At 46.4% G+C, this 23,091-nt stretch carries 25 protein-coding genes; 19 read left to right on the forward strand and 6 right to left on the reverse strand.

Going from position 1 to position 23,091, the window contains the following annotated elements; translation table 11 throughout:
• Window positions 1–5: 5 nt before the first annotated feature.
• From ruvB to U9J37_RS02485, 17 genes are all read left to right on the forward strand, one after another.
• Window positions 6–1,010 carry a Holliday junction branch migration DNA helicase RuvB gene (ruvB, locus tag U9J37_RS02405; RefSeq protein WP_005470368.1) on the forward strand — a complete coding sequence of 335 codons (1,005 nt, stop codon included), beginning with the start codon at window positions 6–8 and terminating at the stop codon, window positions 1,008–1,010.
• A gap of 459 nt (window positions 1,011–1,469) precedes the next feature.
• A complete protein-coding gene (cydA, locus tag U9J37_RS02410; RefSeq protein WP_005470530.1) occupies window positions 1,470–3,056 on the forward strand; it encodes a cytochrome ubiquinol oxidase subunit I in 1,587 nt (528 codons plus the stop codon).
• Window positions 3,057–3,074: 18 nt separating this feature from the next.
• Window positions 3,075–4,211 carry a cytochrome d ubiquinol oxidase subunit II gene (gene cydB, locus U9J37_RS02415; RefSeq protein ID WP_005470326.1) on the forward strand — a complete coding sequence of 379 codons (1,137 nt, stop codon included), beginning with the start codon at window positions 3,075–3,077 and terminating at the stop codon, window positions 4,209–4,211.
• Window positions 4,212–4,223: 12 nt separating this feature from the next.
• Entirely contained in the window at window positions 4,224–4,331 is a 108-nt protein-coding gene (gene cydX / locus U9J37_RS02420; protein ID WP_000270284.1) for a cytochrome bd-I oxidase subunit CydX, read from the forward strand.
• Window positions 4,324–4,626: a cyd operon protein YbgE gene (gene ybgE, locus U9J37_RS02425; RefSeq protein WP_038138814.1), complete on the forward strand. Its 303-nt coding sequence runs from the start codon at window positions 4,324–4,326 to the stop codon at window positions 4,624–4,626. The genes cydX and ybgE overlap by 8 nt, the downstream gene beginning before the upstream one ends.
• Before the next feature lie 165 nt (window positions 4,627–4,791).
• Complete coding sequence (ybgC, locus tag U9J37_RS02430; RefSeq protein WP_038138812.1) at window positions 4,792–5,211, forward strand: tol-pal system-associated acyl-CoA thioesterase; 420 nt, start codon at window positions 4,792–4,794, stop codon at window positions 5,209–5,211.
• Complete coding sequence (gene tolQ / locus U9J37_RS02435) at window positions 5,201–5,899, forward strand: protein TolQ (protein ID WP_005470411.1); 699 nt, start codon at window positions 5,201–5,203, stop codon at window positions 5,897–5,899. Before ybgC ends, tolQ begins: the two co-directional genes overlap by 11 nt.
• Before the next feature lie 5 nt (window positions 5,900–5,904).
• Entirely contained in the window at window positions 5,905–6,348 is a 444-nt protein-coding gene (locus U9J37_RS02440; protein ID WP_005470524.1) for an ExbD/TolR family protein, read from the forward strand.
• Between the two features lie 13 nt (window positions 6,349–6,361).
• Entirely contained in the window at window positions 6,362–7,429 is a 1,068-nt protein-coding gene (gene tolA / locus U9J37_RS02445; RefSeq protein ID WP_005470404.1) for a cell envelope integrity protein TolA, read from the forward strand.
• Between the two features lie 30 nt (window positions 7,430–7,459).
• Window positions 7,460–8,800, forward strand: a complete 1,341-nt coding sequence (gene tolB / locus U9J37_RS02450; RefSeq protein ID WP_416200452.1) for a Tol-Pal system beta propeller repeat protein TolB — start codon at window positions 7,460–7,462, stop codon at window positions 8,798–8,800.
• 34 nt (window positions 8,801–8,834) lie between these two features.
• On the forward strand, window positions 8,835–9,362 hold the full coding sequence (pal, locus tag U9J37_RS02455; RefSeq protein ID WP_005470537.1) for a peptidoglycan-associated lipoprotein Pal: 528 nt from the start codon (window positions 8,835–8,837) through the stop codon (window positions 9,360–9,362).
• Between the two features lie 16 nt (window positions 9,363–9,378).
• Window positions 9,379–10,161: a tol-pal system protein YbgF gene (ybgF, locus tag U9J37_RS02460; protein ID WP_005470316.1), complete on the forward strand. Its 783-nt coding sequence runs from the start codon at window positions 9,379–9,381 to the stop codon at window positions 10,159–10,161.
• 142 nt (window positions 10,162–10,303) lie between these two features.
• Complete coding sequence (nadA, locus tag U9J37_RS02465; RefSeq protein WP_005470317.1) at window positions 10,304–11,365, forward strand: quinolinate synthase NadA; 1,062 nt, start codon at window positions 10,304–10,306, stop codon at window positions 11,363–11,365.
• A gap of 106 nt (window positions 11,366–11,471) precedes the next feature.
• Window positions 11,472–12,515 carry a potassium channel family protein gene (locus U9J37_RS02470; protein WP_043886661.1) on the forward strand — a complete coding sequence of 348 codons (1,044 nt, stop codon included), beginning with the start codon at window positions 11,472–11,474 and terminating at the stop codon, window positions 12,513–12,515.
• Window positions 12,515–12,931: a DUF350 domain-containing protein gene (locus tag U9J37_RS02475; protein WP_005470379.1), complete on the forward strand. Its 417-nt coding sequence runs from the start codon at window positions 12,515–12,517 to the stop codon at window positions 12,929–12,931. Before U9J37_RS02470 ends, U9J37_RS02475 begins: the two co-directional genes overlap by 1 nt.
• A gap of 8 nt (window positions 12,932–12,939) precedes the next feature.
• Complete coding sequence (locus U9J37_RS02480) at window positions 12,940–13,500, forward strand: DUF1190 domain-containing protein (RefSeq protein ID WP_043886660.1); 561 nt, start codon at window positions 12,940–12,942, stop codon at window positions 13,498–13,500.
• Window positions 13,501–13,502: 2 nt separating this feature from the next.
• A complete protein-coding gene (locus U9J37_RS02485; protein WP_005470398.1) occupies window positions 13,503–14,666 on the forward strand; it encodes a glutathionylspermidine synthase family protein in 1,164 nt (387 codons plus the stop codon).
• A gap of 52 nt (window positions 14,667–14,718) precedes the next feature.
• Here U9J37_RS02485 and U9J37_RS02490 read toward each other — a convergent pair whose 3' ends face one another.
• The 6 genes from U9J37_RS02490 to U9J37_RS02515 form a co-directional block, all read right to left on the reverse strand.
• On the reverse strand, window positions 14,719–15,177 hold the full coding sequence (locus tag U9J37_RS02490) for a copper chaperone PCu(A)C (RefSeq protein WP_086028690.1): 459 nt from the start codon (window positions 15,175–15,177) through the stop codon (window positions 14,719–14,721).
• A 24-nt stretch (window positions 15,178–15,201) separates the two neighbouring features.
• Window positions 15,202–16,341 carry a porin family protein gene (locus U9J37_RS02495; protein ID WP_005470402.1) on the reverse strand — a complete coding sequence of 380 codons (1,140 nt, stop codon included), beginning with the start codon at window positions 16,339–16,341 and terminating at the stop codon, window positions 15,202–15,204.
• Window positions 16,338–17,501 (reverse strand): methanobactin export MATE transporter MbnM, encoded by a 1,164-nt coding sequence (locus U9J37_RS02500; protein WP_005470454.1) that lies wholly within the window; start codon window positions 17,499–17,501, stop codon window positions 16,338–16,340. The genes U9J37_RS02495 and U9J37_RS02500 overlap by 4 nt, the downstream gene beginning before the upstream one ends.
• Window positions 17,502–17,506: 5 nt before the next feature.
• Window positions 17,507–18,403 (reverse strand): MbnP family copper-binding protein, encoded by an 897-nt coding sequence (locus U9J37_RS02505; RefSeq protein ID WP_005470552.1) that lies wholly within the window; start codon window positions 18,401–18,403, stop codon window positions 17,507–17,509.
• Between the two features lie 132 nt (window positions 18,404–18,535).
• The gene (locus U9J37_RS02510; protein ID WP_005470451.1) at window positions 18,536–18,949 is read right to left on the reverse strand and encodes a hypothetical protein; all 414 of its coding nucleotides are present in this window, start codon (window positions 18,947–18,949) and stop codon (window positions 18,536–18,538) included.
• A 218-nt stretch (window positions 18,950–19,167) separates the two neighbouring features.
• On the reverse strand, window positions 19,168–19,737 hold the full coding sequence (locus U9J37_RS02515) for a UPF0149 family protein (RefSeq protein WP_038214734.1): 570 nt from the start codon (window positions 19,735–19,737) through the stop codon (window positions 19,168–19,170).
• 126 nt (window positions 19,738–19,863) lie between these two features.
• On the opposite strand from U9J37_RS02515, the gene U9J37_RS02520 reads away from it, so the two are divergent.
• Complete coding sequence (locus U9J37_RS02520) at window positions 19,864–22,296, forward strand: hybrid sensor histidine kinase/response regulator (protein WP_322413885.1); 2,433 nt, start codon at window positions 19,864–19,866, stop codon at window positions 22,294–22,296.
• 222 nt (window positions 22,297–22,518) lie between these two features.
• A complete protein-coding gene (locus U9J37_RS02525; RefSeq protein WP_043886657.1) occupies window positions 22,519–22,968 on the forward strand; it encodes an L-alanine exporter AlaE in 450 nt (149 codons plus the stop codon).
• Window positions 22,969–23,091: the final 123 nt, after the last annotated feature.

Consider the following 23,091-nt stretch of genomic DNA (forward strand, 5'->3'; position numbering starts at 1 on the left):
AACTCATGATTGAAGCCGATCGTCTTATCGCGCCAGAAAACCCAGTGTATCGAGAAGAGGATGTTATCGATCGTGCCATCCGTCCAAAAAAGCTGGAGGATTACAAAGGCCAAGATCACGTGCGTGACCAAATGGAGATCTTCATCAAAGCGGCTCAGTTACGTGAAGAAGCGCTCGACCACCTGCTGATTTTTGGACCTCCAGGATTGGGTAAGACTACGTTAGCTAACATTGTTGCCAACGAAATGGGCGTGAACATCCGCACGACGTCAGGACCTGTGCTAGAAAAGGCCGGGGATTTAGCCGCATTGCTGACGAATCTAGAAGAGAACGATGTTCTTTTCATTGATGAGATTCACCGCTTAAGTCCGATGGTTGAAGAAGTACTTTATCCGGCAATGGAAGATTATCAGCTTGATATCATGATTGGCGAAGGACCAGCAGCGCGCTCGATTAAAATCGACTTACCTCCATTTACCTTAATCGGTGCGACAACTCGCGCAGGTTCATTAACATCGCCACTGCGCGACCGTTTTGGTATTACCCAACGCCTAGAGTATTACAAGATTCCTGATTTGCAGAACATCGTTCAACGCAGTGCAGACTGTCTAGGTTTGTCGATGGAAGCAGAAGGTGCCCTTGAGGTCGCGAGACGGGCACGTGGGACGCCACGTATCGCCAACCGACTGCTTCGTCGCGTACGTGACTACGCAGAAGTTAAGGGTAATGGTCATATTTGCGCCGAGGTTGCCGACAAGGCGTTGAACATGCTGGATGTCGATGCCCAAGGTTTTGACTACATGGATAGGAAGTTGCTGCTCGCCATCATGGAGAAGTTCGGTGGTGGTCCTGTTGGTCTCGATAACATGGCGGCTGCCATCGGTGAAGAGAAAGACACCATTGAAGACGTACTTGAGCCTTACTTGATCCAACAAGGCTATTTGCAAAGGACGCCAAGAGGGCGTATCGCGACCGATCGCGCTTACCTACATTTCGGAATTGAAAAATAAGTTTTCACGCCGGTCAACGAGACCGGCGTCTTACCACTTGTGACCAATGTCACGTTTGTAAAATCTCGCCTACCACTAATTAGGTAAGTAAAATGGATGAGATGTTAAGTATTTGTTTTGCATAAATACCTATTTCGCCTTGTTCATTACGCTCGGGTAACATTAAACTCACGAAACGCTTGACATAGATCAAGTTGGCGCTTTTTTAAACAAAAATGCCAAGCAAAACTTGACTCAAATCAAAGCGGAACTCTCCTATAAACCTTTTGAAACAATCTGTTTTTAGCAGTAATATTAGCCTCAGCTATATTAGCTGATGCTTAACAATTAACTAACCGTTACGGTACATTTTTGCAACAGAGTGTTGCTATTTAATAACAATCTTTAAGATTGGATAACGACTATTTATGCTTGGCAAAAATGTAAGAAAGTGTCTTCAGCCGACACATAGGAGTAATCATGATCGATGTTGTTGATCTATCGCGGTTGCAGTTTGCACTGACTGCGATGTATCACTTCCTATTCGTACCATTGACTCTAGGTATGGCCTTCCTACTGGCTATCATGGAATCAATGTACGTAATGACGAACAAGCAAATCTATAAGGACATGACCAAGTTCTGGGGTAAGCTATTCGGTATTAACTTCGCCCTAGGGGTAGCGACTGGCCTAACCATGGAATTCCAGTTCGGTACTAACTGGTCGTACTATTCGCATTACGTAGGTGATATCTTTGGTGCACCTCTTGCGATCGAAGCCCTTGTTGCCTTCTTCCTAGAATCCACTTTTGTGGGCTTATTCTTCTTTGGTTGGGATCGCTTATCAAAACGTCAACACCTTGTTGTCACTTGGCTTGTTGCCCTAGGTTCTAACTTCTCTGCACTTTGGATCTTGGTGGCGAATGGCTGGATGCAAAACCCAGTTGGCGCAGAATTTAACTTCGAAACCATGCGTATGGAAATGGTGAGCTTTGCTGAGGTTGTCCTTAACCCAGTTGCTCAGGTTAAGTTTGTACACACCGTCGCTTCTGGTTACACGACTGGCGCAATGTTCGTTTTAGGCATCAGTTCATACTACCTTCTTAAAGGTCGTGATATTGCATTCGCTCGTCGTTCATTTGCTATTGCAGCGTCATTTGGTATGGCTGCGATTCTTTCAACCATCGTTCTAGGCGATGAGTCTGGTTACGAGTTGGGTGAAGTTCAAAAAGTGAAACTCGCAGCTGTTGAAGCAGAGTGGCACACAGAGCCTGCACCAGCGGCATTCACCTTGTTTGGTCTTCCGAATCAGGAAACCATGCACACCGACTACGCGATAAAAATTCCTTACGTAATGGGTATCATCGCGACGCGTTCTCTTGATGAGCAAGTTACGGGTCTTCGCGATCTTCGTGATGATCACGTAGAGCGTATCCGTACTGGTATGTATGCATACGAACTGCTAGAGAAATTGCGAGCAGGTGATAAATCTGAAGCAAACATGACAGCCTTCGACGAAGTGAAGGGTGACCTAGGCTACGGTCTTCTTCTTAAGCGCTACACCGACAATGTTGTCGACGCAACAGAAGAGCAAATTCAAGCCGCTGCGGATGACTCAATCCCAACGGTATGGCCACTATTCTGGTCGTTCCGCATTATGGTTGCGTGTGGCTTTATCATGCTATTCGTCTTCGGTGCAGCGTTTATTCAAACTTGTCGTCAGAAGATTGAGCAGAAACAGTGGGTTCTTAAAGCGGCACTATTTAGTATTCCACTGCCGTGGATCGCTGTAGAAGCAGGTTGGTTCGTTGCCGAATACGGCCGTCAGCCTTGGGCTGTGGGTGAAATCCTACCGGTGAACGTTGCGGCATCTGCACTGAGCGCTTCAGAAATCTGGACGTCACTATTTGCAATCATCGCGCTGTACACTGTGTTCTTAATTGCAGAAGTTTACCTGATGCTGAAGTTCGCACGTAAAGGTCCAAGTAGTCTGAAAACAGGCCGCTACCACTTTGAGCAAAACGCTGACTCTGTCGAAGACAAAGTTAGTCGCCAAGTAGAAGCGTAAGACAAGGAGAAACAAAACATGTTTGATTACGAAATCTTACGACTGATCTGGTGGATCCTGATTGGTGTTCTGATGGTCGGATTCGCGGTTACTGATGGCTTCGATATGGGCGTTGCTTCTTTATCACCGGTTATCGGTAAGAACGATACTGAACGCCGAATTATGCTCAACACCATTGCTCCGCACTGGGATGGTAACCAAGTTTGGCTAATCACGGCTGGTGGTGCTTTGTTTGCTGCTTGGCCGTTGGTTTACGCTACCTCGTTCTCAGGTTTTTATTTAGCGATGTACGTGACGCTAGCGGCACTTTGGATGCGTCCATTGGCACTTGATTACCGTTCAAAGATCGAGAATCCAAAATGGCGTCAAGCTTGGGACTACGCGCTTTGCTTTAGTGGTACTGTGCCTCCAGTCATTTTCGGTGTTGCATTTGGTAACTTGTTGCAAGGTGTGCCGTTTGAACTAAACGACCTGCTGATGTCTGAGTACAAAGGTACATTCTTCGCACTGCTAAACCCATTCGCACTGCTATGTGGTGTACTTAGCTTAATGTTATTTGTGCTTCAAGGCGCAACTTGGCTACAAATGAAAACGACTGAGGCGATTCACCAGCGCGCAAGAAATGCCGCTCAAATCGCAGGTCTGGTTGCTGTCGCGCTGTTTGTTGCAGGTGGCTTCTGGGTTCAGTCGATTGAAGGCTTTGTAGTTACAAGCACTATCGATACGTTGGCGGATTCAAACCCGCTAAATAAAGAAGTAGTGCAGCAAGCGGGTGCTTGGATGACGAACTTCGAAACGTACCCTGCAATGTGGGCAGCGCCTGTTCTAGGTGTGTTAATGCCATTACTTGCAGTGATTGCATCTCGTTTTGAACGTGGTGGTTTTGCATTCTTGTTCTCAAGCTTGGCGAATGCTGGGGTAATCTTGACGGCAGGTTTAGCGATGTTCCCATTCGTTATGCCTTCAAGTCTTGTACCAAACCACAGTTTGACTATGTGGGATTCAACGGCGAGTGAACTAACACTAGGCCTTATGACTCTTGTCGCGGCTGTGTTTGTTCCTGTGATTCTTGGCTACACAACTTGGACGTACTACAAAATGTTTGGACGTCTAGACAAGAAGCACATTGAAGACAACGACGTATCGGCTTACTAAGGAGTATTAACTATGTGGTATTTCGCATGGATTCTGGGTGTCTTGCTAGCATGTGCATTCGGCATCATTAACGCTCTTTGGCTAGAGCACTCAGAAATGATGGACAAAGACAGTGAGTAATCTCGCTGCGCAGGTAGCCAAGCTACATGCACCATTAGATAAGACCCTGTTTAGGGTCTTATCACTTGTATTAGGTTTTTATCATGTCGCGATGGTGATGTGGGATCCGGAGGCATACTCCGCTTCTATCGGCGGTTTTAATGCGCTGATTTCGCCACTACTGATTTGGGCAATCTGCTCGAGCATGGTATTTGGCTTGAGTTTCAAACCACGAAACTGGTACTGGCAGATACTATTTAGCCCGTATTTCTCCTTGGCTATCTTAAGTTATCTGACCCTGCTTAGAGTGTTCTAACAAGCCTTGATTAAAATCTATTCGCATTCTTATCAAAATAGCGCCACTAAATGATAGTTGGCGCTATTTTTTTGTTTCAATCATTGAAAACCTCCATTATCCCTTGCATAAACCCGCTTGAGTTGCGTTATAGTAATGCTCTTCAATGAGTTAAAGAGGTGAGGCGTGCAACAAGAGCAATCCACTTTCGAATGGCCGATAACGGTCTATTACGAAGACACTGATGCAGGTGGGGTGGTGTATCACTCGAATTACCTAAAGTTCTTTGAAAGAGCGAGAACAGAATTGCTTCGCAATGTTGGCGTTTCACAGCACACTCTTTTGGAACAAAACATTGGATTTGTAGTCCGACACATGGACATCGATTTTCTGCAAGGTGCTCGTCTTGACGATCAACTGACGGTAAAAACACACGTTGCAGAATTAAAGAAAGCTTCGCTGACTTTCTGTCAGGAGATCGTCAATCCTGATGGCAAATCATTGTGTAAGGCAATGGTTAAGGTAGCATGTATCGACAATGAGAAAATGAGGCCAATAGCGATCCCTCAATCAATAGTTATGGAGTTTACTCATAGTGACCGCTGATATTTCAATGCTTGACCTGTTTTTACAAGCAAGTCTGTTAGTAAAAATGGTGATGTTGACCTTGTTAGGTATGTCTGTTGTCTCTTGGGCAATGATCATCAAGCGCAGTAAAGTTCTGTCGCAGGCCTCAAAGGATGCTGACGCATTTGAAGACAAATTCTGGTCAGGCACCGATCTTTCCATTCTTTATCAAAACGCCAAAAAACGAAAAGACGAGCTTTCAGGTACCGAAGAGATTTTCTACTCGGGCTTTACTGAGTTTGCTCGATTACGCAAATCCAATAGCGACTCGCCTGATTACATTATGGAAGGTACCGGTCGATCTATGCGTGTGTCGGTTGCGCGCGAAGTCGATGAGCTTGAAACCAACCTGCCATTTCTTGCGACGGTGGGCTCAATCAGCCCATATATCGGTCTTTTCGGTACGGTGTGGGGCATTATGCATGCCTTTATCGCCCTTGGTGAAGTCAAGCAGGCAACCCTAGCCATGGTTGCTCCAGGTATTGCAGAAGCGCTTGTCGCAACGGCAATGGGCTTATTTGCTGCTATTCCAGCGGTTATGGCGTACAACCGGCTAAGTAACAAAGTCAGTAAGTTAGAACACAACTACGCAACGTTTTCTGAAGAATTCCACAGTATCTTGCATCGTCAAGCGATGGCTGGCCGCGATAACGCTCATAAGGAGTAATTAACATGGCCGGTTACCAACGTAAAAAAAGAAAGATGACAGCCGAAATCAACGTCGTACCCTATATCGACGTCATGTTGGTTTTGCTGATCATCTTTATGGTGACATCGCCATTTGTCACTCAAGGAGTTGACGTCGAACTGCCTAAGACCGCAACGGCAAAACCAGCCTCAGAGCTAGCCGGTGAGAGCGATGCCAGCTTCATTATTGTTGAGATTGATCGTGACGGTAATTTGGGATTAAGCGTCAATGATGAAGAGGTGATGCGAGGTCTTTCGCTGCAAGACATTATTGTTCGCGTCAAAGCTGAACTGTCTTTAAAACCAGATTCGCCTGTCGCTGTGGGTGGTGATGCGGCAACACCTTATGCTGAGGTGGTTTTGGTTTTGGATGAACTAGGCCGTGCAGGTATCCCTAAAGTGGGCTTGTTGACGGACATTAAGGAATAAGCGCTCTTAGTGTATGAAAGAGATTAAGCCCAAGAAGAAAAGTGATTACAAAAAGCCGCTCGCGATATCGGCTTCTTTGCATGCGCTGTTGGTTGTCGCCCTAATTTGGGGGGCAGATTTTACCATGTCTAAGCCAGAGCCAACAGGACAGTTGGTTCAAGCCGTTGTGATTGATCCTGCAAGGGTACGCGAGCAAGCTCAGCAAATTCGTAATCAACGTCAAGAAGCGGCCAAGAAAGAGCAAGATCGCCTCGATAAACTAAGACGAGAAAGCGAGCAGCTCGAGAAGAACCGCAAAGCGGAAGAGGAACGCATTCGCAAGCTTAAGGAGCAGCAAGCCAAAGAAGCTAAAGCGGCTCGTGAGGCAGAAAAGCGTCGCATTGCAAAAGAGAAAGAGCGCAAAGAGGAAGAGCTGCGCGCTAAGCAAGAGAAAGAACGCGTAGCCAAGCTAGAAGCAGAGCGCAAAGCCAAAGAGCAGGCAATTAAAAAAGCAGAGCAAGAACGCTTGGCTAAAGAAGCAGCCATAGCAAAAGCGGAGCAAGAGCGTATTGAGCGTGAAAAGGCGGCTAAGGCAGCAGAAGAGAAGGCTCGCAGAGAACGCGAAGCGGCTGAAAAAGCCGAACAAGAACGCATAGCGAAAGAGAAAGCAGCAAAAGAAGCCGCAGAAAAAGCACGCAAAGAAAAAGAGCGCTTAGAGCAGCTAGAGCGAGAGCGAAAACAGCAAGAAGCAGCGCTCAATGACATTTTTGCTGGTTTAGAAACCGAAGCGGAGCAAAACAGCTCTGCGCGAAATCAGCACATAAACTCAGAAGTGAGTCGATATGCGGCGATATATACCCAACTTATTCAAAGTCGCATCATTAAGGATGACTACTTAGTGGGAAAGTCGTGTAGGTTGAACGTAAAGTTGGTTCCGACAGGAACGGACGGTATTGTGAGTAGTGTTTCTGTACTTAATGGTGACGCCCGTCTCTGTACCGCTGCTAAGAGTGCGGTCAGCCAAGTAGGTAACTTCCCGATGCCGAAAGATCGGGACATTATTGATAAGATTCGCGATATTAACTTAACTGTTGATTACTAAATTAAGGAATATGACGTGATTAAACGCCTTATGACTGGAGTACTTGTTATTTGTGCAAGTCTCTCCAACGTGGCTCACGCCGCACTCGAGCTTGTCATTACGGATGGCATTGATTCGGCTCGACCAATTGCGATTGTGCCTTTTAAATGGGAAGGCGCGAGCAAACTTCCTCAAGATGTATCTGCTGTGGTTGCCTCCGATCTACAGCGCAGTGGTAAGTTCAGCCCTATTGCTACCAACAGAATGCCGCAAACACCTTACAGTGAGGCAGAAGTCAATTTTGATGCTTGGACTGGGCTCGGTGTGGACTCCTTGCTTACAGGGACGATCACACAAAATGCAGAGGGTAACTATGTCATTAATTACCAATTGGTCGATGTGGTTCGAGGTCAACTGACTCAAGGTCAAAGCAAAGCGCTAAGCCCAGATGGACAATTGGTCCTATCCAAAGACCACGTGCTTTTCAACAAGCAAGCAACGGTACCAGGGGATCGTTTACGTGAATACGCCCACCGTATCTCAGACTTGGTTTATCAAGAATTGACGGGCGAGCGTGGTGCGTTTTTAACTCGCATCGCTTATGTCGTGGTTAATGATAAGGATCAGAAATTCCCATACCAACTGCGTGTCTCGGATTACGATGGCTATAACGAACGCCTAGTGCTGCGCTCTAAGCAACCGCTTATGTCGCCAGCTTGGTCTCCTGATGGAAAAAAACTCGCTTATGTGAGCTTTCAAAATGGTCAAGCTGAAATCTATATAATGAATATTTATACCGGTGAGCGAGAGAAGGTTACGTCATACCCTCGTCACAATGGTGCGCCAAGATTTTCTCCTGATGGCAATAGCTTAGCGTTAGTTTTGTCTAAAACGGGTAGCCTTCAAGTCTACACTTTGGACTTGAAAACGCGCAAATTAACTCAAATTACTCGTGGCCGTTCAAATAATACTGAACCGTATTGGCATCCGGATGGTAAATCCCTTATCTTTACGTCGGACCGCGGTGGGCGTCCACAGATCTATCAAGTTGACTTGGCGGGTGGTTCTCCAAATCGTCTCACTTGGCAAGGCACTCAAAACTTGGGCGGGCAAATCACTCCAGATGGTCGGTTCCTTGTGATGGTTAACCGCAGTAATGCAGGTTTCAACTTAGCGAAGCAAGATCTCGAGACAGGTGCGGTACAAATTTTAACTCAGACTCTACTTGATGAGTCACCAAGCATTGCGCCAAATGGCGGAATGGTTATTTATAGCTCTATCTATAACAAAGCCAACGTGTTGTCGATGGTTTCAATTGATGGACGCTTTAAAGCTCGATTACCGGCAACAAATGGACGAGTTCGTGCGCCCGCATGGTCACCGTTTTTGTAGCAAGTAAGTATCAAAAAGTAAGGAAAATATATCAATGCGACTAAACAAAGTTCTTAAAGGGCTACTCATTGCGCTACCAGTTCTAGCTGTTACAGCTTGTAGTTCAAGCGACGACGCGGCTAACGCTTCTGGCTCTACAGAAACAAACCAAGCTCAAACAACTGACGGTACAGTGGTTTCACCAATCGATCAGAACGGTCTACTTACCGAGCAAGAGCTTAAAGAGCAAGCACTGCGCGAAACTCAAACTATCTACTTTGCGTTTGACAATGCGACTATCGCTGGCGACTACGAAGAAATGCTTGCAGCACACGCGGCATACCTAAGCAAAAACCCAGCTCTTAAAGTAACGGTTGAAGGTCACGCGGACGAGCGTGGTACTCCAGAGTACAACATTGCACTTGGTGAGCGTCGTGCGACAGCTGTGGCTAAATACCTTCAAGCACTAGGTGTTCAAGCTGATCAAATCTCGATTGTTAGCTACGGTGAAGAGAAACCTCTTCTACTAGGCCAATCTGAAGATGTGTACGCTAAGAACCGTCGTGCTGTTCTAGTCTACTAATTCAAGGACTATCCTTATGTTCAGTAACCTTAAGCGCGTAGTTACGCTTACGTTACTGGCAAGTGCGGCGGGCTCTGTGCTCGCTGCACCAGCTCCAGTATCCGATCTCAATAGCAGTAACTCTGCCACATCAACCTCTTCAGTTCGCTCGAATGAAACCGAAGTTCAGCGTCTTGAGCGCCTATTAGAAAACCGCAATCGCGTCCAGTTACAAATGCAGCAGCAGTTGGATGAAATGGCACTCGAAATCAGCGAATTACGCGGCCAACTGGAAAAGAATAATTACGACATGCAGCAAATGTTGCAACGTCAACGTGAGCTGTTTATCGAACTAGATAAAGTTCGCGGTCAAGTTAATACGGTGCCTGCCGTTGTCGACAATCAAGAAGGCAATGAAACGCCCGCTTCCGGTGGCACGTTCAGCTCAAATGCGGATGAGCAAACCGCGTATCAAAATGCTGTTGATTTGATTCTGAAGAAACGTGACTACACAGGAGCCATCGCAGCGTTCCAGCAGTTCCAGAAAGACTACCCAGATTCATCATTTACGCCAAACTCACACTATTGGTTAGGCCAACTCTATTTTGCGAAGAAACAAGATAAAGAAGCAGTGAAGAGTTTCGCTGCCGTGATTTCTTACCAAGATTCCAATAAACGTGCGGATGCATTGGTTAAGTTAGGCGACATTGCCTCTCGCAACAACAACACAGAGCAAGCGAACAAGTACTACCAACAAGTATTGGATGAGTATCCAAGCAGTGCGTCGGCTAAGCTTGCGAAAGAACGCATCAAAAACTAAGCATGATGTAATAACTGAAAAAGGAGTGGATACACTCCTTTTTTGTTGTTTGCGCAATAAGTAATTCCAGGCGGTACTGGCATCTTGGATTCGGTTGAGGTTACAATACTCGGATTACTGGAAGTTGCGTAGAGCAAGAGCAATGAGCCACATTTTAGATAAAATCGATACTGTATACCCATTTCCTCCAAAACCAGTCCCTCTGACAGAAGATGAAAAACAAGCCTATATTGCGAACATTAAAAAGCTTCTGAAAGAGAAAGACGCGGTTTTAATTGCCCACTATTACACGGATCCAGAGATCCAAGCCCTTGCAGAAGAGACGGGTGGTTTCGTTGGTGATTCGTTAGAGATGGCGAAGTTTGGCAATCGACACCCTGCAAGCACACTGATCATCGGTGGGGTTCGCTTTATGGGTGAGTCTGCAAAGATCCTGACGCCAGAAAAACGCATTTTGATGCCAACACTGGAAGCAGAGTGTTCGCTAGATTTGGGTTGTCCTGCTGATAAGTTCACCGAGTTTTGTGATGCACACCCTGACCATACCGTTGTGGTTTACGCGAACACTTCAGCGGCGGTCAAAGCGCGCGCAGATTGGGTTGTGACCTCTAGTATAGCGCTTGAAATTGTTGAGCACCTGGACTCCGAAGATAAGCCGATTATCTGGGGTCCTGACCGCCATCTAGGTTCTTATATCTCGAATAAAACCGGCGCAGATATGCTGCTATGGCAAGGCGAGTGTATTGTTCACGATGAGTTTTCAGCGGACGCTCTACGCAAGATGAAGTCTGTCTACCCAGACGCGGCTATTCTTGTTCACCCAGAGTCACCTGCGAGCGTTGTAGAACTAGCAGACGCAGTCGGCTCAACAAGCCAGCTGATTAAAGCGGCGAAAGAGCTGCCTCATCAACAGATGATCGTTGCTACCGACAAAGGCATCTTTTTTAAGATGCAACAATTAGTACCAGAGAAAGAACTGATTGAAGCTCCTACTGCGGGAGCAGGCGCGACATGTCGTAGTTGTGCCCACTGTCCATGGATGGCTATGAATGGCTTGAAAGCGATCGAAGCAGCACTGCGAGATGGCGGAGAAGAGCACGAAATCTTTGTTGATGAAGAACTGCGTGTTAAGTCATTGATTCCACTAAACAGAATGCTAGACTTTGCCGAGCAACTGAATATGCAAGTTAAAGGAAATGCGTAATTAGGTGATTGGCGTCACATTTTAAAAACCAGCTGATTTGGCTGGTTTTTTTGTATCTGTTTTTTACTTTATATTCACTGTCGAAATTAATTGAAGTGGTGTGATTATGACCGTTTGGTTATTGGTAAAGAAATGGTTCAAGTCGCATGTCTTTCATTTGAGTAACCGAAACTTAATTATATTGAGTTTGGTGTATGTTGCTCTCTCGTGGGTAATGCTCAAACTGGCCGGTGAGCAGGCTCTCACACAAGATATTGCGACCTTCGTTTACTACCTCATGGTAACAGCCTCGACGGTGGGCTATGGTGACCTGTCGCCAAGCAGTAACCTAGGTAAGTGGATTGTTGTTTTATTCGTTATCCCTGGTGGTTTAAGTCTTTTTGCTGCTTTGTTGGGACGTGTAGCAAGTGGCGCCATTGAATATTGGCGTGCAGGTATTTTAGGTAAGCGGAGGGTTCGCGTGGAAAATCATATTTTATTGTTGGGTTGGAATAACGCTCGTACCATCCACCTTATTCGGATGTTGCAACACGAAGAGGAAGGGAAACGACCCATTGTGCTTTGCAGTCGCTCCGACATCGAAAACCCGCTACCTGGCGAAATCCAATTCGTTAAGGTGACCAGTTACACAGACAGCCAACAAATGGAAATGGCCCATGTGGAAGGTGCAAGCTGCATAATCGTGGATAATTTGGAAGACGATATAACCTTATCGGCCTCACTCTATTGTGCGAATATCAATCCTGATGCTCACTTGTTGGCCTACTTTAAGGATGAAGCATTGGGTCACTTGTTGAGTCAACATTGCCCTAAAGCAGAGTGCATTCCAGCGGTTGGTGCTGAAATGCTCGCCAAAGCGGCGGTAGACCCTGGATCGAGTGCTTTGCATCAAGAGCTTCTTGCTTCAACTCGAGGTATGACTCAATACTCGACGATATACCCGCAAGATCAGCCTTCTGCTAAGGTCGAGCAAGTCTTTAGCTTCATTAAAAAACACTACCAAGCGACTTTGATCGCATTCGATGTTGGGCAGGGAATAGAGCTGAATCCTGATCTTGACCGCTCAATTCCAGCTGGTAGCAAACTCTTCTATATTGCCGATGAGCGTATTGACTCGTTCAATTGGTCTTCCATGCATAAGGAAAAATAATGGAACTGTTAGCAGGCCTGTTGTCGGGCTTCCCAAACTTTGTGTTGTACTTTGGATTATCGATCGTATTCGTGATCGCGTTTAAGTTTATCTATGTTCGTCTCACTCCATACGATGAGTGGACTCTGATTAAAGAACAACAAAACACAACCGCAGCAGTCGCATTAAGTGGTGCATTTCTTGGTTACTGTTTAGCTATTGCGGGTGCCGCTAAAAACTCGGTCAGCATTTTAGATTTTGCTGTTTGGGGATTGGTTGCCATGTTCGCTCAAATGATCGCTTTTGGGATCGTACGCTTTGTTTTAGTGCCGAAAATTGCTGAACGTGTCGAGAATGACGAGCTGCCAGCAGGTATTGTTTTGGCGACAGTCTCTGTATCGATTGGCGTTTTGAACGCTGCGTGTATGTCTTACTAGGAGGCATGATGAAACGCAGTTCTAATGTTCAACGTCCATCAATGGAAAAGGCGATTGGAAAAGCCTTTCCGTTTGTGATGTTCGGGACCTTTATGGTTTTTTCTCAATATGAGTCTAAGACAGAAGGTGCGATTTACCTCGATAGCAACGAGTGTAAGAACAATAACCTCGAGCAAGCAGAGGAGTGTGAGCTCGCTTATCAAGAGGCTTTGGCGGAAGCAGAGCGTACAGGGCCTAAGTACAAAACCGAGCGCGAGTGTGAATACGATTTTCGTGAAGATGACTGTTATTACAGCTCTCGCTACTTTTCCTACATCCCCCGTATGGGCGGCTACTACTATTCAACCGATCTCGACGATTTTGATGGCTACAAAAAACGCTACTACTCGCAACCTATGTACCGTTACAAAAAAGGGTATTACTCAGGCAGCGGGCAGTTTTTTGGCTCTCACCGAATCACCCCAGTTACTCTTGCCAGTACGAGTTTGAAAAAAGGGGGAGGCACAATCGGCAGCGCAATGTCACGTGGTGGGTTTGGTAAAGCCGTGTCATCCAGTCGCGGCGGTTAACCATGTTACGCCGAGAAATCAAAGAGCGACCAGACTGGAAAGCCCTCGCGCAAAGGTACGGGTTTGGCTTTCATTCGATGTACGATAAGCCGTATTGGGATGAGTCTGCGTTTTATCAATTCAATTTGCAGCAGATCGAACACGATCTTGAAGCGCCGACGGAAGAGCTTCATCAGATGTGTTTATCCATCGTCGACAAAGTACTACGTGATGAGCAGTTGATTCGCCGATGCGCGATCCCAGAAGCTATGTGGGATCAAGTCAGAGCTTCGTGGCTACGTAATGAACCATCGCTCTATTCTCGATTGGATTTCGCTTATAACGGTAGCGGCCCTGCCAAGCTGTATGAAAATAATGGCGATACCCCGACGAGCCTATTCGAAACCGCGTTTTGGCAGTGGGTCTGGTTGGAAGATGTGGTCAATCAAGGGGTAATGGCGCGAAACGCCGATCAGTTTAATATCCTACAAGACTATCTTATTGAGCGCTTTAAAGAGATCTCGACCTTGCAACCAGGTCAGGTGCTGCACTTTAGTTGCTGCAAATACACCGAAGAAGATAAGGGCACGGTTCAATACCTAGAAGATTGTGCCAAGGAGGCTGGCTTGCAAACGGCCTTTGTTTACGTCGAAGATATTGGCGTCAGCCGACAAGGCCACTTTGTTGACAGCAATGATCGCGAAATTCGTTGGATGTTCAAACTCTACCCTTGGGAGTTTATGTTTGAGGATCCGTATTCTGTTCATTTAGCGACGGCGAACGTGAACTGGCTAGAGCCAATGTGGAAGTCTATTTTATCCAACAAAGCCTTGCTGCCCTTATTGTGGCAAGAGTTTGAAGGCCATCCTAATTTGCTACCAGCCTATTTTAGTGATGATGCCAAGGCGGCAACACTCAAAGACTACGTGGTTAAACCGCTGTTTTCCCGCGAGGGGGCGAACATCGAGATAGTTAGAGAGGGTCGCTCAACGGTAAAGACGGACGGACCTTACCAGTCGGACTTATCGATTGTGCAGCAATACGCACCGTTGCCAAAGTTTGGTGACAACTACACCCTAGTTGGCAGTTGGTTAGTCAATGATCGTGCGGCGGGCATTTCAATTCGAGAAGATGAGTCATTAGTCACCCAAGATATGGCGCGCTACATTCCTCATGTGATTTTGTAGTCTAGATGTAAAGTGATTAGCCCCTTAGAATCAGCGCTAAGGGGCTTTTTCGTTAATGGGCGTATACGTGTCCGTTCGCTTCAACCGCTAATTCGACTTCAACCTTGCCAGCGTGCTTAAATTGCAACGTCATCGGGAATCGGTCACCTTGCTTGTATGATTGCTTAGGATTAAAAATCATTAAGTGATAACCCCCTGGCTCAAACATTACCGTCTTCATGCTGCCAATGCGCACGCTATCAATTTTCTTCATTTTCATGACACCATCCGCCATCTCATGCGTGTGAATCTCGACATGATCGGCGATTGGTGTAGAAGCGCTGATTAGAAAATCGTCTTTACTCGCTAGGTTTTTAAACTGGAAAAAACCAGCAATGACCGCGGCATTAGGCGGCGCTTCACGGCTCCATGGGTGATCGATTTGCATGCTGTCAGCAGTGTATTCGTGGGCGAACAGCTGAGTGCTAAATAGCGTTGCCACTAGGGCGAACAGTTGAGCGTATTTTTTCATCATTAACCTTCTTATATCGTTAGATTACCAAGTTAAATTGCCTTGATAGACAAGCCAGAACGCCGTCTGATTTTGCTCATCTATCTGTTCATAATTTGCTTGTAGTCGCAGTAGCTGCATCGGAGCGAAACGCCAGTTAACCACGGCACTGTAGCGCTGAGGCGTGAGGCCTTTGGCATCTAGTGCTTGTTCAAAGTCTCGACTGGTGTTGGTGACTCGATTATCTGTGTGCAGCCAGTCGTATCTCAGTCCCAACTCTAGTTGGTCATTCTGCCATCGCAGTTGACTTGAAAGCCCTTGCTGGAAGGCCGAGAGCTCGGTGTTGATTTGCTGAGAATCGACCAGGTTTGCGTCTAGCCGTTGTCCCATCCACTCGACATCCCAGGTCAGCTGTTGCCATTTCAGCTGGCTAGACACACTCACTAGTTGGGTGTCTCCTGCGAAAGTCATCGGACTGGTTTGGCTGGTATGCTTGTGGCTGTGTCCATCATCTTGCTGGTTGCTTCTCTGCTGAGCCGTAAACTGCGCTGCACTCGCGACCAATGTCAGCTGGTACTGCGAGCGCAGTTGATACCACTGATAAAGTGCGCCAAATGCTGCTGGAGAGGCAGAGTCGGCTTGTGCAGGAAATTGATCGCCCCGGCCGAGCCATAAAGTCAGGTCTTGGCGATTGGTCGCATAGGTCACATGCACACTGTCATCTTGGTATTGATTAGCCAAGAACGCCTGTTGGGCTAGGGTAGGATCTAAAAATGACCAATCATGCTCATGGGTCGCATTATAGAGACCGATAGGGCTGAGCTGCCGACCGATACGCAGTGTCCAGTTTTGATGAAGGTAAGGTTGTAGCCACAGCTCTTCAATCTCGATAGCCTCTCCGTGGTGACTTCCAACCACTAATTTGGCCGCTAAAATCTGATCTAAGCTGGCTAACAATCCCAACTCGCCATGCATCAGTTGCAACCCTTGTTCATGGTGGGAAACGTGCGCATCAGTGATCACGCCGGGGACTGAATACGGCTCTTCCCGGCTGGTTTGGTAATAGCCGAACTGGGCAAACAGATTGGACTGGAGGTTAACCTGTTGCCAGATAGGTTCAATCGGGTTTGCACTTGCTACGCTTGAAAAGGCGCACAAAGCGGTTGCGATGTTTATGACTCTCATTGGCTTACCTCTGCAACGAATGGGTTGGCGTAACGAGGGTTACTAATGAATACGGGGTCGCTTAAAGCGTTGAGAAATGCCAACATGTCTTGCTTTTCTTGTGCGCTGAGCGTGAAACCTTTAACAAACTCACTCTTATTGGGATTAATGCGCCCGTCACCTTGATGTTCACCTGAGGTGATGTTTCGACCGCCATTGGCATAAAAGTCGAGCACTTCCGCTAAACTCGCGATGCTTCCATCGTGCATGTATGGCGCGGTAAAGGCGACGTTTCTCAGCGTTGGTGGTCGGAATTTACCTTTATCGCTTGGGTTTTGGGTGACGCTAAACAGGCCGTTATCTTCAATTGGGTAACTGCCTTGTGAGTCAAGGTTGTATAAGCCGGTATTAAAGAAGGGCCTGGACACAAACACTGAACCGTCATGCAAGGTAGAGTCGCTGAAATTGAACCCATTATGGCAGTGAAAACACTCCATCTTTTCACTGTTGAACAGGTCTTGGCCCCGCATTGCAGAGCTGCTCATTGTACCGCGGTCAAAAGGCGAATCTTTGGAGATCAAAGCTCGGTTAAACACGGCCAACGCTTTAATCACGTTGGGAAACGTAAAACTGTCTTGGTGATTGGGAAAGGCGTTATTGAACAACTCTTGATACAAAACGTCATCGCGAAAGCGCTGTAAAATGGTCTCTCGGTTGCTATCGTTGATGCCCATCTCGACTGGGAACTCACCAAAGAGCGGGATCACCAATTGCTGCTCAATCTCCTTGAGGATCGGATTAGCCCATGTGTACGACGCGTTATAGGCGATATTGGTCAGAGTTTGTGAGTTTCTATGCAGCACTTCTCCCGTCGAGCCAGTGGGCACTTTTACCCCATCAGAAAAAGCCAGCGCTTGCTGGTGGCAAGATTCGCACGACATGGTTTGATTGCCCGACAATCGAACGTCATAGAATAGATGACGACCAAGCTGAAACTTTTCTTCCGTTGCTGGATTCTCTGCAGGCTCTTTAGGCAAAGGAAGCGTGCCCGTTTGATAGTCGAAACCGTACGCGTTCACTGAGCTTTGCGGCTCTACCGTATAATTGGATTCACTGCCACAGCCCGCGACCAATGCGATCACGAGCAATGCCAGCAAAGCAAACTTAAGGTCTGCTGGCATGTTGATTACTCCACTGACACCCAAGTTTGCGCACTGCTACAATCATCAGCTACGCATTGACCTGTGACGAGATCAAGCCCTAAATTGTCGAAGATGCCCTGACAATCGGGATCGCTACTGGAAGACATGCAGCCCGGAGGAGTATTGGCGGTATTGGCGCTAATATCGCTGTTTGCGACCAGCTTTTGATAGTCAAACACTATGGTGTGATCTTTAACGTTGTAGCTATCAAACTGATAAGTCGGGCGATTAGGACGAGAGGTCGCGCAGTTTATGATTTCGTTTTCAGCGTCGAGCACTTCACATCCTGTGGTGCCTAGATGAATATTCCAACCTGAGACATCTAAACGCAGATGTTTATGGCCGTTTTGCCAGCTCCAATTCATGCCCATCACATCCAACGGGGAGACCGCATCATCGCCATCGATACCAAAATGATTCAGCTCGGTAGGTACACCAATGGTGAAGCGCACTCCCGAGTAATCTCCTTGTGGGACGTAGCCTTTAATTTGTGTATTGATCGACTCGTTACCGTTTGCGCAGCTATCTGCGCCAGTTTCAAAGTCGAGTAGGGCGACATTTTGGTACTGCCATCTACCATCTTGTTCAAGTTGCACAGCGGTCTTATCGCCATTGTCGTTGATAAGTTGAATGTCTGACAGATATAGGCGAGCGTCTTTAAACTCAGGGTTAACATTCGTGGTGCCTGCCAGTGCATTGTCCATTTGACGACACTCAACTGGGTGTTCGCCAACACGGGCGTTAAAGGTTAAGGTCACGGGTTGCAGTGAGCGCTGCTCTGCTGATGGCGAATCTGAGCCAGAGCCGCCTCCGCAGCCAGCAATGAAACCGACGAAGAGAGAAGCCGCAATCATCTGCGAGCTGTTAGATTGGTTGAACATGGACTTTCCTTCCTTGTTTCTGGCATGCGTATTATCGATTGGCTAAAAGCAACGCAAGCCAGCGCCTCGAGGTCATAGCGTCGCGGCGAATATTGTATTTTTGAGGGTTTTTAAGTAGGCCGATAAGGCCTATTAAGCGAGGAAAGCCAAAGGTGGAGACTGCTTGGGAGCCACCGAAAGATAGAACTTACGTTGGCAAAGCAGTAAAGGTGCAGCAATGCTGCGGGTGTTGACTCGGCATAGCCACAAAGCGATAGCTGCCAAGACAATGGCCATGATGAGAATAGAAAGTTTGCACACATCCAGCAGTGGACAGCTGAACTTTAATGGATCGTGTATCTCGTTGCTATCGAGCGTAGCGCTGTTGTTATCTTCGATCAGTTCGTTGATGTCCACCCATTTAAAGCCGTCTGCTGTACACAGTAAGACTTTCTCACCCTGTGCTTCTGCTAGCCAGTTGTTGTTGTGGACCTGTGACGGGTTAAGTGACAGCGTGGCAAGCAAATAGAGCTGGAACAGCAGAGCGGTAATGACGTATAACGCCATCACTCTACGTTTTCTCTGCGAAATCCCTGTTATTTGCATCATTACAATCAGTTAACCAAAAACGGCGCGGATACTAACAAAGAAATTAAGGGATTGTAATAATTGTTTTATAAAATGGTGATATTGGTGTCGTTTGGGGAATATAACAGCGCGTTAGTTATTCGGAAGGAATGACTAGAGTTGAAAAAGCCGCCAACTGTGTGGCGGCTATAGGAGGGTTAAGCTTCTTCGGTCAGCGCTGCACCGCGCATGGTTAAGCCGCACAGCATCATAGGAACAGAATTAAAGATCTCTTCGAACTGCTCTAGACCCTCCATCCCTTGCTCTGCGAGAGTGGCTATCGATGTCTCTGGGTCGTAGAGCATACTCAGTGAAAGCAACACACCACCGAGCAGCGCACTGTCCTCGCTATCTTCTGGCATGATGGTTTCCCAATCATCTCTCGCTAACTGCCAACCTTGGAGAAAGCCTTCACAGAAATCACGCGTCGCTTCATTGACGATTTCTTCCTCATCCAATGCGCACTCTTGCGGCCATTGCCACTCGTTACTGAGAAGTGCAGGGCGGTATTCATTCCAAAGAGCGACAATCAATTCAACATAGGTTTCAAATTGCTCACCATCAGAAAATGGCGCCACTTCTTCGCCCCCCCATAAAAACGGGAGCCACTCTTCAGGAGGAAGAATGTTTGGCGCCGTGGCCATTGCCGTGACAAAGCCATGAGTTTTAGCTTGATTGATTAGCTTGTCTTGAAGCTCAGGAAGAGCAAGAAGGTTTTGTAAGCTCAAGGTAAATACCATAAATGTGATTGAGTAGTGATTGCGCCATGGTAACAGGCTCACTATCCGATAAAAAGGTTGAAGGGTTCAATTATTCACTATAATTTTTGGTAAACGACAAAATTTCAGTTGGTTATGGAAAGAAGTTATTCGCTCAAACGGAAAAGCATTTACGCTTTAGCATTTTATCTTGCTGTCGTGGTGACCTTAATTGGTACTATCAGCTATCGGGTGGTTGAGCCACCGACGCGAATGCAGCTGGAACGCAATCTCGATCTTAGAACCGAGCTGATTTCTGCTCAAATCCGAGAGCCAATTAACAGCTCTTTAGGTATTCTTCAGGCAGTAGTCACCATCGGCAGCAACCATGAAACGCAATCGCATCAAGCCGAGCTACTTTTCAAGCTCTTTTCTCTGACGGATGGTTTGACTGTGAGTGGCGGGCTTTGGCCAGTACCTCGTTCTATCGATAAAGACGTGGCATACAAAAGCATCTTTTTCAATCGAGCTGGTGATGGTGTCGTCGATCGTGTCTATTCATGGGATAACCCTGAGTCGGGTGGTTACGACAACGAAGCGTGGTATACCTCGGTTATCAATAAACCAGTAGGTACCACGGTTTGGTCTCAGGTCTATATTGATCCTTTTACCCAGGTGCAAATGATCACCGCATCATCGCCATACTATATTGATGGTGTGTTTGCTGGTGTTGCAACGGTCGATTTATCCCTCGAAAACTTAGTTTCGTTTGTCAGGAAACACGCAGAAGAATATGACTTAGGAGTCATACTAAAAGACTCCTATGGTGATGTAATTACCGAGCATAACTTCCAACTGGTGGACGATATATACATCAGCCAACACACCTTTGGAGACTTCAACTGGAGTGTAGATGTCGTTAATGCGAAGCGTCTGGTTGCAGAACAAGTTTACGATGTAGTCAGAAATGTCGAGCTGGGAATTGTTCCCATCATGCTGGCGTGTGTCATGCTTGGCTATCTTCTTATCAACCGCTTTCTTATCGCGCCCATTGTGTTGATTGCTAAGAAAGTTGATGACTCAAAACGCGGCGGGATCATTGATATCACTTATGACAGCAATGATGAAATCAGACACCTCATTGACAAATTTAATCAAAAAACCGTTTTTCTAGAAGCTGAGAAGGTAAAAGCGCAGGCATCGACCAAAGCCAAAAGTGCCTTTCTAGCCACGCTATCGCATGAAATTCGCACTCCTATGAACGGTGTATTGGGTACCGCGCAAATTCTGTTAAAAACGGATTTGACCGAAGAGCAGCGCAAGCATCTCAAAACACTCTATGAATCCGGCGACCACATGATGACCTTACTTAATGAAATCTTGGACTTTTCCAAAATTGAGCAAGGGCATCTTGAGTTGGAGCACCAGCCATTCCCACTTGAATCGATCATAGGCAGTATCAACAGCGTTTATTTCACGTTGTGTTCTGAAAAAGGTCTGCAATTTAAAGTGATCTCTGAGGTGCCTCAGGGTCGTTGGTATCGTTCGGATAAAGCTCGCCTGCGGCAAATCTTGTTCAACTTGCTGACCAACGCGGTCAAGTTTACTTCAAGAGGATATGTTGAAGTTTACTTCACCGAAAAGCGTGCAAATGGTGTCGACTATCTACATATCCGAGTGAGAGATACTGGGATTGGCATAGCCAAAGAATCGCAAGAAAAAATCTTTAAGCCGTTTGAGCAAGCAGAGTCATCCACAACGCGGAGATTTGGGGGAACAGGGCTTGGTCTTGCTATCGTTAAACAATTGTGTGAACTGATGGATGGCGATATTCACCTTACCAGCGAGGTCGGCATCGGCTCTTGTTTCGAAGTTCAACTCAAAATGGAGTCTTGTGAGCCAGCGTTAACCACAGTGACTGAACATAAAAAATTGAGCTACAACGGGTTGAGAGCACTGATTGTAGAGGACAACCGAACCAACGCCATCATTCTGACCACCTTTATGTCCAGCAAAGGTTTTGTTTGTGATTGTGTGGAAAATGGTGAGCTGGCGGTGTATGCGGTGGCAACAGGGGAATATGATCTCGTCTTAATGGACAATCATATGCCCGTTATGGACGGTGTTGAATCGACAACGGCTATCCGAGGTCTACACGACAGCAAAGCCAACATCTTAATCTTCGGTTGTACAGCGGATGTCTTTAAAGAGACCAGAGAACGTATGCTGGGTGTAGGCGTTGACTACATTGTCTCTAAGCCTGTCGATGAAACGGATCTCGATGACGCTCTGTTCGCATACGCAGATAAGTTGTACCAGTACAAACCAAGTTTGCTTAAGTCGCAAAACGAGGCTGAAGGTGAGGGCGTAGAAGGGGTATTGCTCAAGTGTTTTATGGCAATAGAGAACAACGAATTCAGCGCCGCGTTGATAGAGTTTAATCAGATCAAACAGATCATTGGCGAGTCAGATGATGCATTTTTGCGTGGTTGTTTGACGCGTATTGAAGAGAGCCTTATGAGGGAAGAAAACCCTTCTCAAGAAGATTTGGACATCCTGACTGTGCAAATTACTGATTTTTGTAACTAACTTTCATAAGTTGACTTGGTTTTGAGCGTTTCTAATAGTTTTAGTGATTCAAACCAAGTTTATCTCCATATCTGGTTATTTATTTACCTAAATTAATTAAATTCAAAACCAAAAACTACAAAAATGGTGTTCTAATAGCGCCATTAACTACCTATATGTTCATTTGGTGGTTGATTGTTTTAATTAATGTCGTTTTTGTTGGTTTTTTATTTGGGTAAGTAGATGAAGTCAAGAGGTCCTTTCTGTATTCGCAATGCTGCTGCAGATACTTTCGCTATGGTCGTGTTCTGTTTTGTTTCTGGCATGTTGATTGAGATTTTGATCTCTGGCATGACATTTGAGCAGTCACTGGCATCACGAACTTTGTCGATCCCCGTCAATATTGCTATCGCTTGGCCTTATGGTTTGTTTAGAGATTACGTTCTTCGACAAGGAGCAAGGCTCTCTGACACGGGTGTAATGAAGAATGTCTCTGATCTAGTGGCGTACGTTTTGTTTCAATCACCAGTGTACGCAGCGATTTTGTTTACCGTTGGCGCTTCTACCGATCAAATCATCACAGCAGTCACCTCTAATGCGGTTGTTTCTTGCGGTATGGGTGTCTTATATGGCTACTTCTTAGATATGTGCCGCAAGTGGTTCCGAGTGCCTGGCTACTATCAAGAGGCCTGATGTGTTCGAATCATCAACGATTTAGACAGTTAGTGACCAAACAATCACGCTAAGGCGCTTTTTTTCCTCTTTAGGCTTGACCTAACCCAATAGAATCATTAAATTAGCGCCTCGTTAGCCAAT

The sequence above is a fragment of the Vibrio sp. 16 genome, from assembly GCF_963681195.1.
In the GTDB taxonomy this organism is placed as follows: Bacteria; Pseudomonadota; Gammaproteobacteria; order Enterobacterales; family Vibrionaceae; genus Vibrio; species Vibrio sinaloensis_D.

Coding starts and splice junctions, on each gene's coding strand:
- U9J37_RS02520 (WP_322413885.1), top strand. CDS start 19,864: ATGGAAAGAAGTTATTCGCTCAAACGGAAAAGCATTTACGCTTTAGCA.
- cydX (WP_000270284.1), top strand. CDS start 4,224: ATGTGGTATTTCGCATGGATTCTGGGTGTCTTGCTAGCATGTGCATTC.
- tolB (WP_416200452.1), top strand. CDS start 7,460: ATGACTGGAGTACTTGTTATTTGTGCAAGTCTCTCCAACGTGGCTCAC.
- ybgF (WP_005470316.1), top strand. CDS start 9,379: ATGTTCAGTAACCTTAAGCGCGTAGTTACGCTTACGTTACTGGCAAGT.
- cydB (WP_005470326.1), top strand. CDS start 3,075: ATGTTTGATTACGAAATCTTACGACTGATCTGGTGGATCCTGATTGGT.
- tolA (WP_005470404.1), top strand. CDS start 6,362: ATGAAAGAGATTAAGCCCAAGAAGAAAAGTGATTACAAAAAGCCGCTC.
- U9J37_RS02475 (WP_005470379.1), top strand. CDS start 12,515: ATGGAACTGTTAGCAGGCCTGTTGTCGGGCTTCCCAAACTTTGTGTTG.
- ruvB (WP_005470368.1), top strand. CDS start 6: ATGATTGAAGCCGATCGTCTTATCGCGCCAGAAAACCCAGTGTATCGA.
- U9J37_RS02495 (WP_005470402.1), bottom strand. CDS start 16,341: ATGAGAGTCATAAACATCGCAACCGCTTTGTGCGCCTTTTCAAGCGTA.
- pal (WP_005470537.1), top strand. CDS start 8,835: ATGCGACTAAACAAAGTTCTTAAAGGGCTACTCATTGCGCTACCAGTT.
- U9J37_RS02470 (WP_043886661.1), top strand. CDS start 11,472: ATGACCGTTTGGTTATTGGTAAAGAAATGGTTCAAGTCGCATGTCTTT.
- U9J37_RS02480 (WP_043886660.1), top strand. CDS start 12,940: ATGAAACGCAGTTCTAATGTTCAACGTCCATCAATGGAAAAGGCGATT.
- cydA (WP_005470530.1), top strand. CDS start 1,470: ATGATCGATGTTGTTGATCTATCGCGGTTGCAGTTTGCACTGACTGCG.
- U9J37_RS02490 (WP_086028690.1), bottom strand. CDS start 15,177: ATGAAAAAATACGCTCAACTGTTCGCCCTAGTGGCAACGCTATTTAGC.
- U9J37_RS02510 (WP_005470451.1), bottom strand. CDS start 18,949: ATGGCGTTATACGTCATTACCGCTCTGCTGTTCCAGCTCTATTTGCTT.
- U9J37_RS02505 (WP_005470552.1), bottom strand. CDS start 18,403: ATGTTCAACCAATCTAACAGCTCGCAGATGATTGCGGCTTCTCTCTTC.
- U9J37_RS02500 (WP_005470454.1), bottom strand. CDS start 17,501: ATGCCAGCAGACCTTAAGTTTGCTTTGCTGGCATTGCTCGTGATCGCA.
- U9J37_RS02440 (WP_005470524.1), top strand. CDS start 5,905: ATGGCCGGTTACCAACGTAAAAAAAGAAAGATGACAGCCGAAATCAAC.
- nadA (WP_005470317.1), top strand. CDS start 10,304: ATGAGCCACATTTTAGATAAAATCGATACTGTATACCCATTTCCTCCA.
- U9J37_RS02485 (WP_005470398.1), top strand. CDS start 13,503: ATGTTACGCCGAGAAATCAAAGAGCGACCAGACTGGAAAGCCCTCGCG.
- U9J37_RS02525 (WP_043886657.1), top strand. CDS start 22,519: ATGAAGTCAAGAGGTCCTTTCTGTATTCGCAATGCTGCTGCAGATACT.